The 17516-nt window shown below is 61.6% G+C and carries 11 protein-coding genes; 5 read left to right on the top strand and 6 right to left on the bottom strand.

Annotation, left to right across the window (positions count from 1 at the left end; all coding sequences use genetic code 11):
* The 5 genes from AC3WLT_RS35550 to AC3WLT_RS35530 form a co-directional block, all read left to right on the top strand.
* A partial coding sequence (locus tag AC3WLT_RS35550; RefSeq protein WP_492596254.1) for a YadA family autotransporter adhesin occupies nt 1-3569 on the top strand: 3569 nt, incomplete at its 5' end.
* 95 nt (nt 3570-3664) lie between these two features.
* A complete protein-coding gene (locus AC3WLT_RS35545) occupies nt 3665-4795 on the top strand; it encodes an OmpA family protein (protein WP_492596253.1) in 1131 nt (376 codons plus the stop codon).
* Nucleotides 4796-5230: 435 nt separating this feature from the next.
* On the top strand, nt 5231-5839 hold the full coding sequence (locus tag AC3WLT_RS35540; RefSeq protein ID WP_492596252.1) for a response regulator: 609 nt from the start codon (nt 5231-5233) through the stop codon (nt 5837-5839).
* A 12-nt stretch (nt 5840-5851) separates the two neighbouring features.
* On the top strand, nt 5852-7540 hold the full coding sequence (locus AC3WLT_RS35535; RefSeq protein ID WP_492596251.1) for a sensor histidine kinase: 1689 nt from the start codon (nt 5852-5854) through the stop codon (nt 7538-7540).
* 14 nt (nt 7541-7554) lie between these two features.
* Nucleotides 7555-8619 carry a hypothetical protein gene (locus AC3WLT_RS35530; RefSeq protein WP_492596250.1) on the top strand — a complete coding sequence of 355 codons (1065 nt, stop codon included), beginning with the start codon at nt 7555-7557 and terminating at the stop codon, nt 8617-8619.
* Nucleotides 8620-8738: 119 nt separating this feature from the next.
* On the opposite strand, the gene acnA is transcribed toward AC3WLT_RS35530, so the two are convergent.
* From acnA to AC3WLT_RS35500, 6 genes are all read right to left on the bottom strand, one after another.
* On the bottom strand, nt 8739-11456 hold the full coding sequence (gene acnA, locus AC3WLT_RS35525) for an aconitate hydratase AcnA (protein ID WP_492596249.1): 2718 nt from the start codon (nt 11454-11456) through the stop codon (nt 8739-8741).
* A 40-nt stretch (nt 11457-11496) separates the two neighbouring features.
* On the bottom strand, nt 11497-12948 hold the full coding sequence (locus AC3WLT_RS35520) for a bifunctional 2-methylcitrate dehydratase/aconitate hydratase (RefSeq protein WP_492596248.1): 1452 nt from the start codon (nt 12946-12948) through the stop codon (nt 11497-11499).
* A 23-nt stretch (nt 12949-12971) separates the two neighbouring features.
* On the bottom strand, nt 12972-13478 hold the full coding sequence (locus AC3WLT_RS35515) for a hypothetical protein (RefSeq protein WP_492596247.1): 507 nt from the start codon (nt 13476-13478) through the stop codon (nt 12972-12974).
* A 103-nt stretch (nt 13479-13581) separates the two neighbouring features.
* Nucleotides 13582-14769, bottom strand: a complete 1188-nt coding sequence (gene prpC, locus AC3WLT_RS35510; protein ID WP_492596246.1) for a bifunctional 2-methylcitrate synthase/citrate synthase — start codon at nt 14767-14769, stop codon at nt 13582-13584.
* Between the two features lie 193 nt (nt 14770-14962).
* Nucleotides 14963-15979, bottom strand: coding sequence for an HpcH/HpaI aldolase/citrate lyase family protein (locus tag AC3WLT_RS35505; protein ID WP_492596245.1), 1017 nt, complete (start codon nt 15977-15979; stop codon nt 14963-14965).
* Between the two features lie 226 nt (nt 15980-16205).
* On the bottom strand, nt 16206-17189 hold the full coding sequence (locus AC3WLT_RS35500) for a malate dehydrogenase (RefSeq protein WP_492596244.1): 984 nt from the start codon (nt 17187-17189) through the stop codon (nt 16206-16208).
* Nucleotides 17190-17516 lie beyond the last annotated feature (327 nt).

The following is a 17516-nucleotide window of genomic DNA, read 5'->3' as shown; positions in this document are numbered from 1 at the left end:
TGTCGGCAGCGAGCACGGATGCAGTCAATGGTGCTCAGTTGTACCAGACGAACCAGAATGTGGCGGGCGTCGCGGGCAACGTGACAAACCTCGCCAACATCGTAAATAACATCACCAATGGCGGCACCGGCGTCAAGTATTTTCACGTCAATTCGACGTCGGCCGATTCGTCGGCAACGGGTAGCGACGCCATGGCGATTGGCGGCAATGCGAAGGCGACGGCAAGCAATTCGGTGGCGTTGGGTGCAAACTCGTTGGCCAGCCGCGCTAACACGGTTGACGTGGGTTCGCGACAGATCACCGACGTTGCAGCCGGCACGCAATCCACGGACGCGGTGAACCTGGCGCAGCTGCAGGCTGTGGGCGCAAACGTCGACTCAAGTGGCAATATTACGAACACGTTTGTGTCGTATGACGACACGATGAAGAACACGATCACGTTGAAGGGCGCGAGCGGCTCGACGAAGATCACCGGCCTCACGGCCGGTACGCTGTCGGCGACGAGTACGGACGCGATCAATGGTACGCAGTTGTACGCGACGAACCAGAACGTGATGAACGTGACCAACACGGTGAATAACATCACCAGCGGTGGCGGCGTCAAGTATTTCCACGCTAATTCGACGCAGGCAGATTCGTCCGCAACCGGTACGGATGCGGTCGCGATCGGTGGGAACGCAAAGGCGACGGCAAACAACTCGGTGGCTCTGGGCGCGAACTCGGCGACGGTGTCCAATCTGTCTGCCGCCGCGTACCTGGCGACAAGCGGCACACTGTCTGGAACGACGCCGGCAGGCGAAGTCTCGGTGGGTTCGGTTGGCAATGAACGTCGTTTAACGAACGTAGCGGCCGGTGCGGCAGCGACCGATGCAGTGAACGTGAGCCAGTTGCAGACAGCTGTGACCGCAGTCTCCGGCACGGCTTTGGCTAACGCGGTGCAGTACGACTCTGCGACGCACAACAAGGTCACGCTGGGCGGTGCTGGCTCGACCACTCCCCCTGCTGTGTTGTTGACGAACCTCGCCAACGGCGCGGTCACCTCGACCAGCAGTGACGCAGTAAACGGTTCGCAACTCTACAACACGGCGAACAGCGTGGCGCTTGCGCTGGGCGGTAGTTCAAGCGTGAGCCCGAGCGGCACGGTTACGCTTCCGAGCTACGAGCTCGGCGGCAAGACGTATACCGATGTCGGCTCGGCACTTGCCGGCGTAGACGGTGCGGTCACCACGATCAACAACACGATTACCGATACCACCAAGTACATCAAGGTGGTGTCGACGTCGTCTGCGGCGATTGCGATCGGCGCCGAATCGGTGGCGATTGGCGGCGGAGCGTCCGCGATCGCGAAGAATTCGTTGGCCTTGGGAGTGGGGGCTCGCTCACAGTTCGCAGACTCGGTGGCGATTGGCTCGAATTCGGTAACCACCGTGGCGAATACGATTTCGGTCGGCTCGAGGGGCGCGGAGCGCCGCATCATGAACGTCGCTGACGGCGTAACGGACACTGACGCGGCAACCTTCGGTCAACTGAAGGCATTGCAGACTTCGGTGTCGCAGCAGCTTGCGCAGCAGCCGAGCGGCGTGAAGTCGATGCTTCTCGCAGCAGTGCCGGTCACCAGCTACATCTCGGTAAGCTCAAATGTCACGCAGGGTACTACGACGTCTACAGATAACGCGCTAAACGCGATGGCGATTGGTCCTACGGCGACTGCACTGGGCGAAGGCTCGCTGGCCGTCGGTGCCGGGGCTGCCACGGGGCTTGCCGGCTCTACCGCCGTCGGCACCGGAGCAGGAGCTCTGGCTTTTAATGCGACAGTAATTGGATTCGGCGCGACGACTAGCAACGACGGCACCAATGGTGTCGCGATTGGCTATATGTCTAAGTCACAAGGCGCAGACGCGTTGGCGCTCGGCTCTAGCAGCCAGACGAACGCCTCGAATTCTGTCGCGATGGGTAGCGATGCCTTCGTGGCGACGAAGGCCACGAATTCGATGGCTCTCGGTAGCAATTCAAGCGCCAGTCAGGCTAATTCCGTCGCACTGGGCGCCAATTCGTCGGCGGATCGCCCCAACACCATTTCGGTGGGCAGCAGCACGGCGCAACGTCAGGTTGTCAATATGCAAGCCGGTACGGTAGCCACCGATGCGGTCAACGTCGGCCAGTTGTCCGGCGTCCTGGAGGCGCTCGGCGGCAGCGCGGCTGTCAATGGCACCGACGGCTCGATCACGAAGCCGTCTTATGCAATCGGCGGGAAGACATACACGGACGTTGCTTCGGCCCTCGCGGCGGTTGCGGGCGGTGGCTCGCCCGACGGTGTGCAGTACGACACGTCGTCGCATAGCAAAGTGACGCTGGGCGGTGCCGGTTCGACGACGCCGGTGACGCTGACCAACGTAGCGGCAGGCCAGGTCACGTCCGGCAGCAAGGACGCGATCAACGGCTCGCAGTTGTACGGTACGGCGAACAGCGTGGCAGCAGCGCTGGGCGGTGGCGCGACTGTGGGAGCGGACGGCAAGGTCTCGGCGGCCTTGTCGCTGGATGGCAAGACGTACGGTAACGTCGCCACGGCACTGGACGCGCTGAACGCGAAGATTGCCACGGGTACGACGGACGGCGTGGTGTACGACTCGGTCGCGCATGACACGCTGACGCTTGGCGGTGCTAATTCGACTACGCCGGTCCAACTGAAGAACGTTAAAAACGCGACCGACTTGCTCGACGCGGTCAACTTCGGCCAGATGCAGGCGTACGTCGCGAACCATGCAAGTAGCGGTACTGCGAACGGCGTGGCCTATGACGACTCAGCCATGAACACCGTGACTCTCGGCGGTGCGGGTCATGATCCGGTGACGCTGACGAACGTGGCAACAGGTTCCAATGCGACTGACGCGGTCAACTTCTCGCAGTTCTCCAGTCTTCAAAGCCAGGTGAACAATCTCGCCGGCGGCGGTGCGGGCAACACGACCTACGTCAACATCGGCACGCCGAGCGCGGATGGTACGGCAGCGGCGGCGACGGGTTCGGATGCGATCGCGATCGGTAGCGGTGCTGTTGCATCGGGCACGGCGGCGATTGCAATCGGCAAGGACACGACGACGGCAGGCGACAACTCGGTGTCGCTCGGCGCGGGTGCTTCGGCTCCGAACACGAACTCGGTCGCGCTGGGTGCAAACTCGACGACTGATCGCAAAGACTCCGTATCGGTGGGTTCTACCGGTGCAGAGCGTCAGATCACCAACGTTGCGGCCGGTACGCAAGGCACCGACGCGGTCAACCTCAATCAGTTGAACAACGCGATGGGTGGTGTGCAGCAGCAGATGCACGATATCGACCGCAGTGCGGCCAAGGGTATCGCATCGGCATCGGCGCTGAACATTGTCACGCCGTATCTGCCAGGTCGTACCACGCTGAACGCGGGTGTTGCCAACTACCGTGGCTATCAGGCGGTTGGTCTGGGCGTCTCGCGCTGGAACGAGAAGGGCACGATCAACTACAACCTTGGCGTGTCCAGCTCGGGCGGCAACAGCACCATCGTCCGCGCCGGCATCGGCATCGTGCTCGGCAACTAAGCGTGGCCGCAAGGCCTTGAATAGAAGTTCGAGACGTTAGCTGTCTGGGTCGCACGGGAAGCTTCCGTGCGACCCTCTTTCCATGAGAAACAGACATGAAGTATTCATTGATTGCCATCGCGCTCGCCGCGATGCTTGCAGGATGTTCGTCGTCTGCGACGCGTGATCGCCTGCAAATCCAGGCCCCCACGGTTTTGCAGACTGGTTTCAGCGCAACGCAGAGCCAGGCCGCCGGTGCGGTCACGCCGCAGTGGACCGCAACTTATGGCGGCGTGAAGAACGGCGCGATGCTTAGCGCTGTCCAGACCCGGCTGAACGCGCTCGGTGAGCGCAAAAATAACTATTTCGGCGACAAGGCGCAGTGCTGGCTGAACGCCGCCCGCGACGAACGGGCCAGTCACGACGGCTGGGGCTTTATCGAGGAAGCACTGGCGGAGGCCAACCATCTGACCACGGCGCTCGAGACCGGTCAGGGACTCTCGGCGAACAATCCGGAGTTGCGGACCGCAGCGGTGATCCGTCCGGATCTGTGGAAACAGGTGCTGGCGGCGAAGACCTCGCCGCTCTTTCCGCAATGCCAGGAAGCGCAGCGCCTGACGGCGTGCTCGGAAGTCAAGTTGATTCATGCCGGCCACGAGGCATGGACCCGCCACTTCGTTGCGAGCCAGCGTCTGGTCGACGGTGTCGAGAAGGGCTTGCCGGGCATTGGCGCGGCGCTCGAGGCCTGCACGCCGCCGCCGGTTGCGGCAGCGGTGCCAGTGATTCCGCAGAAGATGACGCTGCAGGCTGATGCAAGCTTCGAGTTCGATCGAAGCGATTTGCCTGGCATGCGCCCGGCCGGCAAGGCAAAGCTTGACCAGTTGATCAGCGATCTGAAACACGTGGACGACGTGACGGGCATCCGCATCGAGGGCTTTACCGATCGTCTCGGTAGCGATAGCTACAACCGCCAGTTGTCGGCCAAACGGGCAGAGACGGTCAAGCGTTACCTGCAGAGCGGCGGTGTCGCGCTGCCGATGATGGCGCGTGGCCGCGGCAAGGAAGAACCGATGGTGCAGTGTCACGACCGGAACCGGCAGGCACTGATTGACTGCCTGGCGCCGAATCGTCGCGTGGAGCTGGACTTTGCGCGCAGCAATGCACAGCCGCAGGCAATGAATTCACGGCAAATGCAGCAGCGCATGCAAGAGCAAATGCCGCAACAGATGCAACGGCAAGAGCAGTAACGGGAGACATCGCCGGACTTTGCCAGTCCGGTGATTCCATTTAATCGGTGGGACTGCGGCATGTACCCACCCGCAGTTTCCACGAGCGCGAATATCGTCGCGCCCGTTTCTTTATCCCGCTCTTTGCGTTTTGCTCGCTCTCCGAGGTGGAATCGGGTTCGACCCCGCCTCCACCGCTTGACTTGTTTCCACGAGATGCGTCCTCCATTCAGGCGATTCACGCAGTTGATCTCATTCACCATTTACTCGTAGGAAATCCCAAATCGCTGGGTAGGAAAAATCCTGCAAATATTGCGGAACTATCATTCCGCTACCGCGAAAAAATGTTCCGTAGCCGTTGATACAATTTAATTTGCATTTCCCGGCGGTGGGCTATTCGGTTCGATTTTTCGCTCATTAATGAATGATCAGAATGATCAAACAATGGAGTGGTAAATGAAAAGAATCATGATTATCGACGACCACCCAATGATTAGAGGGACGATAGCGAACGTATTGCGCGCCGACCCGGAGCTTGAGCTGATCGGAGAGTGCGGTGACGGTGAGGACGGTCTGAAAATGGTGCTGGATGAAAATCCTGATCTTGTCATTCTCGATCTCGATTTGCCCCGGCTTGACGGTTTATCAATGATTCGCCGTATTCGGGCACACAATAGAAAAATCTGTATCCTTATTCTTTCCGCCAAACCAGAACACGTCATGGCCGGTTATACGCGCGCTGCCGGTGCAAATGGCTATGTCGGCAAAGGGCGCGAGATCGGCGAATTGATTACGGCTCTAAAGACAGTGTTGTTCGGTTATGACTGTTTTCCGGCCGAAAGGGCTAATTCGGCGGCAGATAGTGGACTCAGCACCTTGTCGGCGCGTGAGGTGGAGATTTTGCAATATCTTGCGCGTGGCGTAAGCAATCGGGATATCGCGAGCCGCTTATTCCTGAGTGATAAGACGGTCAGCACATACAAGAGCCGAATCCAGGAAAAGCTCGGGCTAACGTCATTGGCCGCACTGATTGAGTTTGCTTCGCTACACAGGCTCATTGACTGAGTCGTGCGGGTTATGAAAAAAATAAGGAAAAAAATAAGCCCGCCTGGTTCTTCAGCGACCGCGCGAAGCCGCCCGTCGCGTTGCTTTCGGGATGCGGGATCCAATTCGATACGCTTCGCGACACTGTTGGGCGGTCTGCTTGCATTTGTATTGCTGTGCATGTTGTCGGTGCGCGCCTACGCCGCACCGTTGGTGAGCGATCCGCGCCCGGCCGCAGCGCCGACCGTACCCGATGCATTAGACCGGGTCGGCCAGTCGTTCCATGACACCCATCCGCATGATCAAACGGATGCTAGCGCCTCTTTAGTACTTGCTGGGGGTGAGGGCCGCGATACCGTCGGCCAACCGGCGGCGGACGCACGTGCTGCCTCGATCGAGTGGCAAACGTGGCTGTTGGTGGTCGCGGCTCTCGCAATCGTTGCGCTGGGCAATGCATGTCTATTTCGCGGTGTGCTGAGCCGCTCCGCGGAGACGCTGCGTCGCACCGAGGAAGAGTGGACACGCCGGTGCGATGCAGCAGAAGCCGGGGAGCGGGCCGTACGCGCGGCGGCGTCCGCTGAGGCGAGCGCGGCGGCGACGCGGGAGCGGCTCAGGGTGCTGGCCGCGATGCGCATCTACGCGGAGGCTCCGTTGATCGCCGTGACGGGCATGCTGGAGTCGATCAAAACGGCGGCGATGCCGGCCACCGACCGTACGCAGCTGGCGGTGGCCGAATCCGCAATGCGCACGTGGTCGCAAACGCTGCACGATTTGCTGGACGTTGCACCCGTGCAGTCGCGCGGTATCGTTCTCGACGAAAGCGTGACGAATCTGCGCGATCTCATTGACGGCGTCGTTGCACTGTTATCTATGAATGCCGCCCGGCGAGGCACATGTGTAGTGGTAACCGTTGATCCCACGGTGGCCACGAGGATTCTCGCCGATGGCGCCCGGCTCGGCCAGATGATCTTCCATCTGCTGAGCCGCGCCATCCAGCTTGGCGCGCATCAAGCGATTACGGTCGTCGTGCGGTCGGAGCTATTGAATCCCGGCTCCCAGCGTATTTCCGTCAGTCTGACAGGCACCGACTCTGGAGACCCTCCTGCAGCTCAACTGCAATTTTTCGAGCTGGGCGCTGATGAACCGTCTGCAGGAGCGTGGCCTGTCGACACTGACGTAGGCATGGCGCTGTGCGAGACAATCGCGCAGCGTATGCAAGGTGAACTCTCGCTCTCGAGCGGCTCGGACTGCGGCATCTACGCGAGTTTCAGTGCGCCGTTCCCCGTAGAGCAATGGGGGCTGTCATCAGAACCGGCTCGTCATACGCAGGCGCCATCCGCGATTGCTGCTCAAGCGCAAGACGCTTCCTTAGGCGTCCCATCTGAACCCTTCGAACGCCGTTACCTCGATGTGCTGGCCGAAGAGGGTATCGATCTGCGCGCGTTTCTGGGTGGCTGGCGCCATTCGATGGACGATGACCTCGCGCGCCTGAGCGGTTTGAGCCGCCAACGCGACAGCGAAGGTCTGCGTTCCATGCTGCACAGATTGAGCGGAGCCGTAGGTCTTGTCGGCGCACTCAGTTTGATGGAGGCACTGCGGCGTGCCAGCGTTGCTCCGCTGGAGTTTGACGTCTGCGCTATCGATACGCTTGTGGAGCGCGCAAGGACTTTGGCTACGCAACTCGATACAGCGTTCGATCCACACCGGAGCCTCATCCAATGAATCAACCGCAGGCTTTGGTCGAAGGCGATCTGGCGTTCCCGAGACTGCGGCCGTTCGATGGTGTGCCGCCGCCTTTCGGTTCGAGACGACGTGCCCCGCAACAGGCGATGCAGGGCGCGCTACAACGCATGGCCAATCCGGCGCGCCGGAGCCCGTTTCCTCCGGGCGTGAAGCGCGTTCTGTTCTACAAGACGCCGCCGCAACGCGTGGATTCTCATCGCTTCGATGCGGCGATGGCTGAAGCAAAGCGCTATCTTGATCTCGAGACGTGCAAGGTCCGCGCGCGTTCGTCCCGTTCTGATCAGGTATGCGGCGCGGCGATTTTCGTCGGCAGCAGTATTGCCTTGGCCTGGTTGCTGGCAACGTGCGCGACTCAGGATGCCGGAACACAGCCGGAGCTTGCGAAGAAGCTGCCGGAGGCACCGGCAATCAGCAGCCCAGCCGTCGACAATCCGCAACGACCCGCCAAGCTGGCTCAGCGGGACACCGAAGGCGTTCAGCCGTCGTCGGCGCTGGCCCCTTCGGTGGCGAGCGCTGTGCCGCCGGCAGCGTCGGCGAAAGCGCTGAGATCTAACGCGGCAGACGTCGCGCCAGTGCGTTCCAAGGCAAGCGATGCTGTGCCGATGACACCGCCAGAGAGCCGCGCAAGGAGCGACGATTCCACGCCTGTGATGGCGTCTCGAAGCCCGCGCACGCAGTTATCGACGCACGTCTCGCAGCAGCCATCGGCGCGCGCAACGACTCACGAGCCCACGAGGCGCGCGGCAAAGGCGGACCGCAAACCCGCGGCCGCGCGTTTGACCCTGGAGCATGTCGACAAACAGCTTGCATTGAACCATGCCGTTCGCCCCACCAATCGGCCCTCCGTGTCTATCCAACCGGAATGGACCGGGCGCCGGCCGGCGGAAGGCGACGCTATCGATCAGGCGCCGTGGCTCGTCTGGTCGGTGCAACCGCCGCGCAGCCGCGTCACAACGCATGCAACGGTGCCCGCTGACACCAACTGGAACGCCCGCATGACCCAACGCCGCATCACCGACGATCCCACCGCCTTCCAATCCGGCGCCACCCAAAAATAGGCACACCATAAAAAAAGCCCGACCATCGGTCGGGCTTCTAAAGTCGGCTGCGTCCTCCACAGGACGCAGCCCCTGCAAAACAACGCGCAGTGACTGCTTGTTAAGCGTAAGTGAATACCTTAAGCAGCCAGCAGCGAGCGCAGCACGAACGGCAGAATCCCGCCGTGCTTGTAGTAGTCGACTTCGATCGGCGTATCGATACGCAGCAGCACCGGCACGCGCTTCTCTTTGCCGTCCTTGCCGCGAATCACCAGCGTCACTTCCTGTTGCGGCTTGAAGTCCGCGCCCAGGCCTTCGATGTCGTACGTTTCTTCGCCGGTGATGCCGAGCGATTGCACGCTATCCGAGCCCTTGAACTGCAGCGGTAGAACACCCATGCCGACCAGGTTCGAACGGTGAATCCGTTCGAAGCTGCGTGCGACCACAGCCTTCACGCCCAGCAGCTGCGTACCCTTGGCTGCCCAGTCGCGCGACGAGCCCGTGCCGTACTCTTCGCCCGCGAACACGATGGTCGGCGTGTCGGCGTCGATGTACTTCATCGCTGCGTCATAGATCGACAGCTGTTCGCCGCTCGGCTGGTGAATCGTCAGGCCGCCTTCCACGCGCGTGCCGTCTGCCTTCGCCGGGATCATCAGGTTCTTGATCCGGACGTTGGCGAACGTGCCGCGCATCATCACGTCGTGGTTGCCGCGGCGCGAGCCGTAGCTGTTGAAGTCGGCCTTCTGCACGCCGTTCGCCTTCAGCCACTTGCCTGCCGGCGAGTCTTCCTTGATCGAGCCAGCCGGGCTGATGTGGTCGGTCGTGACCGAGTCACCGAAGATGCCCAGTGCGCGCGCGTTCGTGACAGCAGCGATGCTGTCGGCCGGCGTCATCGAGAAGTCCTTGCCGAAGAACGGCGGCTCTGCGATGTAGGTCGACTTCGGCCAGTCGTAGACTTGACCTTCTTCGCCTTCGATCTTGCTCCACAGGTCGCCCTTCTTGGTCAGCGACGAGTAGTTCTTGCGGAACGCGTCGGCGTCCAGCGCGAACTTGAGCAGCGCGTTGACTTCTTCGCTGGTCGGCCAGATGTCGCCCAGGTAGATGTCCTTGCCGCCCTTGCCCTTGCCGACCGGTTCGGTCATCAGGTCGCGCGTGATGTTGCCGGCGATCGCATAAGCGACGACCAGCGGCGGCGAGGCCAGGAAGTTCGCGCGGATGTTCGGATGGATACGCGCTTCGAAGTTACGGTTGCCCGACAGCACAGCCGCCGCGACGATGTCGTTCTTCGTGATCGCTTCGTTCAGTTCCGGCGTCAGATCGCCCGCGTTACCGATACAGGTCGTGCAACCGTAAGCGGCCAGCGTGAAGCCCAGCTTGTCGAGGTACGGCAGCAGGCCGGTCTTCGTCAGGTATTCGGTGACGATGCGCGATCCCGGCGCCAGCGACGTCTTGATGTGCGGCGCGACTTCCAGACCCGCTTCGACAGCCTTCTTCGCCAGCAGACCGGCAGCCAGCAGCACGCTTGGGTTCGACGTGTTCGTGCACGACGTGATCGCGGCGATCAGCACGTCGCCGTTCTTCACGTTGACGCCGTTCGTCGTGGTGTATTGCGCGTCCAGATCGGCTTCCTTCTTCGCAAAGCCGTTTTCTGCAACCGGCTTCGAGAACAGGTCGCTGAAAGTCGACTTCACGTTGCCGATTTCGATACGGTCTTGCGGGCGCTTCGGGCCTGCCAGCGACGGTGCAACCGTGCCGAGATCCAGCGTCACGACCTTGGTGTAGTCGATGTCGCCGTCCTTCGGAATGCCGAACAGGTTCTGCGCCTTGAAGTAGTTCTGGAACGCCGAGATTTCTGCGTCCGTGCGGCCCGTGCCCTTGAAGTAGTCGATGGTTTTTTCGTCGACCGGGAAGAAGCCCATGGTTGCGCCGTATTCCGGCGCCATGTTGCCGATCGTCGCGCGGTCCGGCAGCGACAGCGACTTCGTGCCTTCGCCGAAGAACTCGACGAACTTGCCGACAACCTTTTCCTTACGCAGCAATTCGGTGATGGTCAGCACCAGGTCGGTTGCCGTCACGCCTTCGCGCAGCTTGCCCTTCAGGTGCACGCCGACCACGTCCGGCGTCAGGAAGTACACCGGCTGGCCGAGCATGCCGGCTTCAGCTTCGATACCGCCCACGCCCCAGCCCACCACGCCGATGCCGTTGATCATCGTGGTGTGGCTATCGGTGCCGACCAGCGAATCCGGGTAGTAGACCGTGTCCGCGCCTTCGGCCTTCTTGTGCACGCCGCGTGCGAGGTATTCCAGGTTCACCTGGTGAACGATGCCGACACCCGGCGGCACGACCTTGAACGTGTCGAATGCCTGCATGCCCCACTTCATGAACTGGTAGCGCTCGTTGTTGCGCTGGAATTCCAGTTTCATGTTCAGGTCGAGCGCGTTCTTTTCACGGAAGTGATCGATCTGCACCGAGTGGTCGACGACCAGATCGACCGGGACCAGCGGCTCGATCGACTTCGGGTTCTTGCCGACGCGTTGCGCGACACCGCGCATGGCGGCGATGTCGGCGAGCAGCGGCACGCCGGTAAAGTCTTGCAGCACGACGCGCGACACGACGAACGGGATTTCGTCGACGCGCGCAGCGATCGGCTTCCAGTTCGCGAGTTGCTCGATGTGTTCTTCGGCGATCTTCTTGCCGTCATAGTTACGCAGCACCGATTCCAGCACGATACGGATCGAAACCGGCAGGCGGTCGATCTTGATGTTCAGTGCCTTGCCGAGTTGCGGCAGGGAGTAGAACTTGCCTTTGCCGGAACCGCTGTCGAATTCCTTGAGCGTTTTGTGGAGGTTGTGGGCCATGGTGTTTTCCTTGGTTTGATCGCGGAACTACAGTACTTGACTAGATGACGTACAAATCGACGTATTCATTGACCGGCATGGCTTCGAGCCTCGCCTGATCCAGCGACACGTCGAGAATCGCCAGTTGTTGCCTGACCGGAAAGCGGCGCGCGAGGTTGGTCTTGAACTTCTCGACCAGCAACGGTATCCCGTCTTCGCGACGACGCTTATGACCGATCGGGTATTCGACAACGACTTCGTCGAACTTCGACCCGTCGTTGAATTCGATCGTCAGTGCATTGGCGATCGAACGCTTCTCCGGGTCGTGGTAATCCTGCGTGAACTGCGCGTCTTCGACGCATTCCATTTTGGCGCGCAGCACATCGATACGCGCGTCCTGCGCGATCGAATCTTCATAGTCCGCGGCCGTCAGGCGGCCGTGGATCAGCGGCACGGCGATCATGTACTGGATGCAATGATCGCGGTCGGCCGGATTGTTCAGTGGGCCTTTCTTGTCGATGATGCGGAGCGCGGCTTCGTGAGTGCGGATCGTGATCTTCCTGATGTCTTCGACGCGCTTGCCTTGAGCGGCGAGTTGCGCGTGCAACGTCATCGCCGCTTCCACCACTGTTTGCGCGTGGAACTCGGCCGGGAAAGAGATCTTGAACAGCACGTTTTCCATCACGTACGAGCCGTACGGGCGCTGGAACCTGAATGCGTTGCCTTTGAAAAGGACATCGTAAAAGCCCCACGTCTTCGCGGTCAGCACCGACGGATAGCCCATCTCGCCGGTTCTGGAAATCAGCGCGAGACGCACGGCGCGCGACGTTGCATCGCCCGCGGCCCACGATTTGCGCGATCCGGTGTTCGGCGCGTGGCGATACGTGCGCAGCGCATGTCCATCGACAAATGCCTGCGAAACCGCGTTGATCAACTCGTCACGCGTCAGGCCGATCAGTTGGCCGACCACTGCGGTGGAAGCCAGCTTCACCAGCAGCACATGGTCGAGCCCGACCTTGTTGAACGAGTTTTCGAGCGCGATGCAGCCTTGAATTTCGTGCGCCTTGATCATGCCGATCAAAACGTCTTTCATCGTCAGCGGCTTTTTGCCCGCTGCGATGGCATTGCGCGAGAGCCAGTCGGCCGTCGCCAGAATCCCGCCGAGGTTGTCCGACGGATGGCCCCATTCCGCTGCGAGCCAGGTGTCGTTGAAGTCCAGCCAGCGGATCATCGCGCCGATGTTGAAGGCGGCCTGAACCGGGTCCAGCTGGAACGACGTGCCCGGCACCTTCGCGCCGTTGGGGACGATCGTGCCCGGCACGATCGGTCCCATCAGCTTGGTGCAGGCCGGGTAGGTCAACGCCTCGAGTCCGCAACCGAGCGTATCGATCAGGCAGTTACGCGCGGTTTCCAGCGCGAGCGTGCTGTCGATCTGATAATCCAGTACGTAATCGACGATATCGGCCAGGACTGGGTCCGGGTCGGGTCGTACGCTGGAAATCGGAGCGGACATCGGGGCTTCCCTGATGTAAATGATTAGTTGCTGGTCTTGTCGATCGCGTTCGATTGCGTCGGAGCAGGTGCACCTTGCACCATGGCTGCCGTCTTGCACTCGTCGGCCAGACGCGAGCTGTCCTTATCCGAGAACAACATCGCCTTGGTCGGGATCACAACCAGGTCCATACCTGTTGCGGCGTCGTGGAAGCGGTCTGCGCCCGTGGTGGTCGCTTCACGCGGCAGATTGTAGTTCTTGTTCGCCCAGTGAACCGTGACGATCTGGTCACGCTTCATGTCGCCCTTCAGTTCGAATGCCAGACCTTCGTTGCACGACCACTTTTCCGAGCCTTCCGGAACCGGATCGACCTTCGCTTCCTTGGCCGGATTCGACTTGCGCTTGATCAGGCGTTTCGGTTGCGGGCGCTTCGCCACAGCCTTGGCAGCCGGCTTCGTGGTGGTCGCCGTTTGCGCGACGGCGTCAGTCGCGACGGTCAGCATCGTCGTGGACAGGGCGCCAATCACGGCGGCGATCATCAGCTTTTTCATGGAGGGGAACCTTTCTATCTAATTTCAGTTGAACATTGCGCGGTTGGCCGTCTGGAGAACCGCGAGGTTGAACTGCACGCGCTTCGCAAGCGCACAGCGGCCGCTATTTTCTCCTATTTAGCGGCACGTACTTCAAATTCTCGGGGCCGGTGTAATTCGCGCTCGGCCGGATGATCTTGTTGTCGATCCGCTGCTCGATGACGTGCGCGCTCCAGCCAGCCGTGCGGGCGATCACGAAAAGCGGCGTGAACATCGCCGTCGGCACGCCCATCAAGTGATACGACACCGCGCTGAACCAGTCGAGATTTGGAAACAACTTTTTCACATCTGCCATCACTGTTTCAAGTCGCTCGGCGATATTGAACAGCTTCATGTTGCCCGCTTCCTTCGAAAGCTTCTTCGCGACTTCCTTGATGACCTTGTTGCGCGGGTCGGCAATCGTATACACCGGGTGGCCGAAACCGATCACCACTTCCTTGTTCCCGACGCGCTTCCTGATGTCGGCTTCGGCTTCATCCGGCGTCTGGTAGCGCGACTGGGTCTCGAACGCGACTTCGTTGGCGCCGCCGTGTTTCGGACCGCGCAGCGCGCCGATCGCGCCGGTGATCGCCGAGTAGATGTCCGAACCCGTGCCCGCGATCACGCGGCCGGTGAAGGTCGAGGCGTTGAATTCATGCTCGGCGTACAGGTTCAGCGACACGTGCATCGCGTCGACCCACGTCTTCGACGGCTCCACGCCGTGCAGCAGATGCAGGAAGTGGCCGCCGATCGAATCGTCGTCGGTTTCGACCTCGATGCGCTTGCCGTTGTGCGAGTAGTGGTACCAGTACAGCAGCATCGAACCGAGCGAGGCCATCAGCTTGTCGGCGATATCGCGCGCGCCCGGCAGGTTGTGGTCGTCCTTCTCGGGCAGCACCGCGCCGAGCACCGACACGCCGGTGCGCATCACGTCCATCGGATGCGCGGCGGCCGGAATCCATTCGAGCGCGGCTTTGACGTTCGCGGGCAGCCCGCGTAGCGCCTTGAGCTTCGTCTTGTAGGCGGTCAGTTCGGCCTGCGTCGGCAGCTTTTCGTGGACCAGCAGATACGCGATCTCTTCGAATTCGCAGGCGCCGGCGATGTCGAGAATGTCGTAGCCGCGATAGTGCAGGTCGTTGCCGGTCTTGCCGACCGTGCACAGCGCCGTGTTGCCCGCAGTCACGCCGGACAGCGCGACGGATTTCTTCGGTTTGAAGCCGCTTTGGGAACCGCTCTCGCCTTGTGCACCGGCGGTTTGCGTCGTCTCGCTCATCTCCCGCAATCTCCTTTGTGCCGGCCGATCGTTTCTGATCGAACCGCTGGTCGAGCCGCAGCCTGGGCCGAGCCTTGTGTCGCGTATTCAGCGCTAGTCTGCCGCCGCGGCAAACGCAGGCTGGGCGCCGCAGCGCGGCGCGCGTTCGCACCGTCCGCCGCCAGCGCGCCGGCCACTGCCGTAATCGACGTCCTCATGATGCGGCTTGCCCGTTAGTACCCACTTTCGTGAAGAGCGGCGCGGCGTCTTGCGGGACGGCGCGGCCAGTGGATTGTGCGCGGCGCAGCACCGACCAGTAGTAGCGATAGCTGGCCCGGTCGTGCAGCGTGTCGTGATGGCGTGTCGGTCCCCATTGCGCGGACTGCGCGGCCAGCAGGATTTCGGTGGCCGTGGCGATCTCTTCGTCGCGCGGTGCAAACGCGGCAACGATCGCTTCGATCTGCGCCGGATGGATGCTCCACATCCGCGTGTAGCCGAATTCGTTGCGGGCGCGCGCAGCGTCGTTGGCGACCACGCTCATGTCGCGCACTTCGGTACTGACGTTATGCGAGGGCACCCTGCCATGCGCATGACAGGCCGCTGAAATCTCGAGCTTCGCGCGCCGCACCAGCGGATGATCGAACTGGCCGGGCGAGCGCATCGCGGTATCGGGAATCGCGCCGTCGTGCGCGGAGACGAAGTCCATCAGGCCGAAGCTCAGCGCTTCGACGCCGGGCAGCGCGGCCAGATCGAACACGCGCGTCAGCGCACCGTGGGTTTCGACCAGCAGTTGCACCGGCACGGGCTGAGCGATGCCGAGTTCGCGCCGCGTCGCTTCGATGAACGCGACCATTTCGGCGGCATCGGGGACGTTGCGGATTTTCGGCAGGGTGATGTAAGCGGGCGCGCGCCTGGCGGCGCGCAGAATGAGACGCACGTCGTCGCGCCAGTGCGCGTGATCGAAGTCGTGAATCCGCACGCCGACGCGGCCGAAGCGGTCATGCTCGCTGCCCAGCAGCGACGCGACCAGCTCCGCGTGCTCTGCTTCGCGGCCGACCTGCGCGCCGTCTTCACAATCGAGCGTGATGTCGAACACCGGGCCGAGTTGCTGCTGCAACGCGAGCGATTTCAGCATCAGCTTCTCGCTGCCGGCGTAGTGATCGCAGGCAGGCAGTACAGCGGGCGGCACTTCGCCTTCAAACAGCACTTCGGCGGGTGTGAGGGCGCGCATCTTCGGCGTCAGGGCGTGGGTGGTCGTTGGAGAAATCTGATTCGGACGCGCTCTGCTGAACCATCAGCGAGATATGACGCAAAACGCGTTCGGATCAGATGCGGATGCTGGCACGACAAATTGCGAAGTGAACCGCAAAATGGAGCGTCGTACCCGCATTCGCACGTAAAAAACCGGAACCCGCCGCGATGATGCTTTGGAGTTCCGGTTGTTCTGCATCTGGTGCTTAGCCGAGCAGGTGTTGAACGCCGTCGCGCTCTTCGAGCAGCTCCTGCAGCGTGCCGTCCATCTTTTCGCGCGAGAACGCGTCGATTTCCAGACCTTCGACGCGCTTGTACTCGCCGTTTTCGCAGGTAACCGGCACACCGTAGATGATGTCTTCCGGAATGCCATACGAACCGTCCGACGGAATACCCATCGTGACCCACTTGCCGTTCGTGCCGAGGACCCAGTCACGCACGTGGTCGATCGCGGCGTTGGCTGCCGACGCTGCCGACGACAGGCCGCGCGCTTCGATGATCGCTGCGCCGCGCTTGCCGACGGTCGGGATGAACGTGTTGCGGTTCCATTCGTCGTCGTTGATCAGCTTGGTCAGGTCCTGACCTTCTGCGGTTGCGACGCGGAAATCCGGGTACATGGTCGGCGAGTGGTTGCCCCACACAGCCAGCTTTTCGATCGAAGCGACCGGCTTGCCCGACTTGGCGGCCAGTTGCGACAGCGCGCGGTTGTGGTCCAGGCGCAGCATGGCGGTGAAGTTCTTCTTCGGCAGATCCGGCGCCGACTTCATGGCGATGTACGCATTGGTGTTGGCCGGGTTGCCGACCACCAGCACCTTCACGTCGCGGCTCGCGACTTCGTTCAGCGCCTTGCCCTGAACCGTGAAGATTTCGGCGTTTGCCGACAGCAGATCCTTACGCTCCATGCCTTTCGAGCGCGGACGTGCGCCGACCAGCAGGGCGACGTCGGCATCCTTGAATGCGACCTTCGGATCGTCGGTGATCACGACGCCCGACAGCAGCGGGAATGCGCAATCATCCAGTTCCATCACGACGCCTTTGACGGCGGCTTGCGCTTGCGGCAGGTCGAGCAGTTGCAGGATGACCGGCTGGTCCTTGCCGAGCAGATCGCCGTTGGCGATGCGGAACAGCAGGGAGTAAGCGATTTGACCTGCGGCGCCGGTGACGGCAACGCGCTTTGCGGGCTTAGCCATTGAGAAATCTCCAGGACGATGCGTTAGACGCTAGGGAAAACGCCATTCTATATGCGCGTTCAGCGAAGCGTTGTGAAACACGGCGGAATTCACTGTTCGCGTACTGCCCCGTAATTTTGCGGGGCCGTGCGGCGCGCTGCGGCAAGACCGCCATGCCGGAAACCTGTACTTCTGAGTGCCCCCAAACCTCGCGCTTTGCGCCAGGTCCCCTCGAGGGGACAATCCCTCAATCCCCCAAGGGGACTTCCTTCGGGGCGGGGGACTTCCTGCCGGGCGGAAAACTTGGGGCGGCCCGGCGTTTTCTTGAGAGGGCGGGGAGCGGGGCAT

The organism is Paraburkholderia sp. FW306-2-2C-D06C, from assembly GCF_058781505.1.
Note: the sequence above shows the minus strand (reverse complement) of the source record. Positions and strands in the feature narration are given on the sequence as shown.

Excerpts from the sequence above, each read along its gene's own strand:
- AC3WLT_RS35545 (WP_492596253.1), top strand. The coding sequence starts at position 3,665 with ATGAAGTATTCATTGATTGCCATCGCGCTCGCCGCGATGCTTGCAGGA.
- AC3WLT_RS35540 (WP_492596252.1), top strand. The coding sequence starts at position 5,231 with ATGAAAAGAATCATGATTATCGACGACCACCCAATGATTAGAGGGACG.
- AC3WLT_RS35535 (WP_492596251.1), top strand. The coding sequence starts at position 5,852 with ATGAAAAAAATAAGGAAAAAAATAAGCCCGCCTGGTTCTTCAGCGACC.
- acnA (WP_492596249.1), bottom strand. The coding sequence starts at position 11,456 with ATGGCCCACAACCTCCACAAAACGCTCAAGGAATTCGACAGCGGTTCC.
- AC3WLT_RS35520 (WP_492596248.1), bottom strand. The coding sequence starts at position 12,948 with ATGTCCGCTCCGATTTCCAGCGTACGACCCGACCCGGACCCAGTCCTG.
- AC3WLT_RS35515 (WP_492596247.1), bottom strand. The coding sequence starts at position 13,478 with ATGAAAAAGCTGATGATCGCCGCCGTGATTGGCGCCCTGTCCACGACG.
- prpC (WP_492596246.1), bottom strand. The coding sequence starts at position 14,769 with ATGAGCGAGACGACGCAAACCGCCGGTGCACAAGGCGAGAGCGGTTCC.
- AC3WLT_RS35505 (WP_492596245.1), bottom strand. The coding sequence starts at position 15,979 with ATGCGCGCCCTCACACCCGCCGAAGTGCTGTTTGAAGGCGAAGTGCCG.
- AC3WLT_RS35500 (WP_492596244.1), bottom strand. The coding sequence starts at position 17,189 with ATGGCTAAGCCCGCAAAGCGCGTTGCCGTCACCGGCGCCGCAGGTCAA.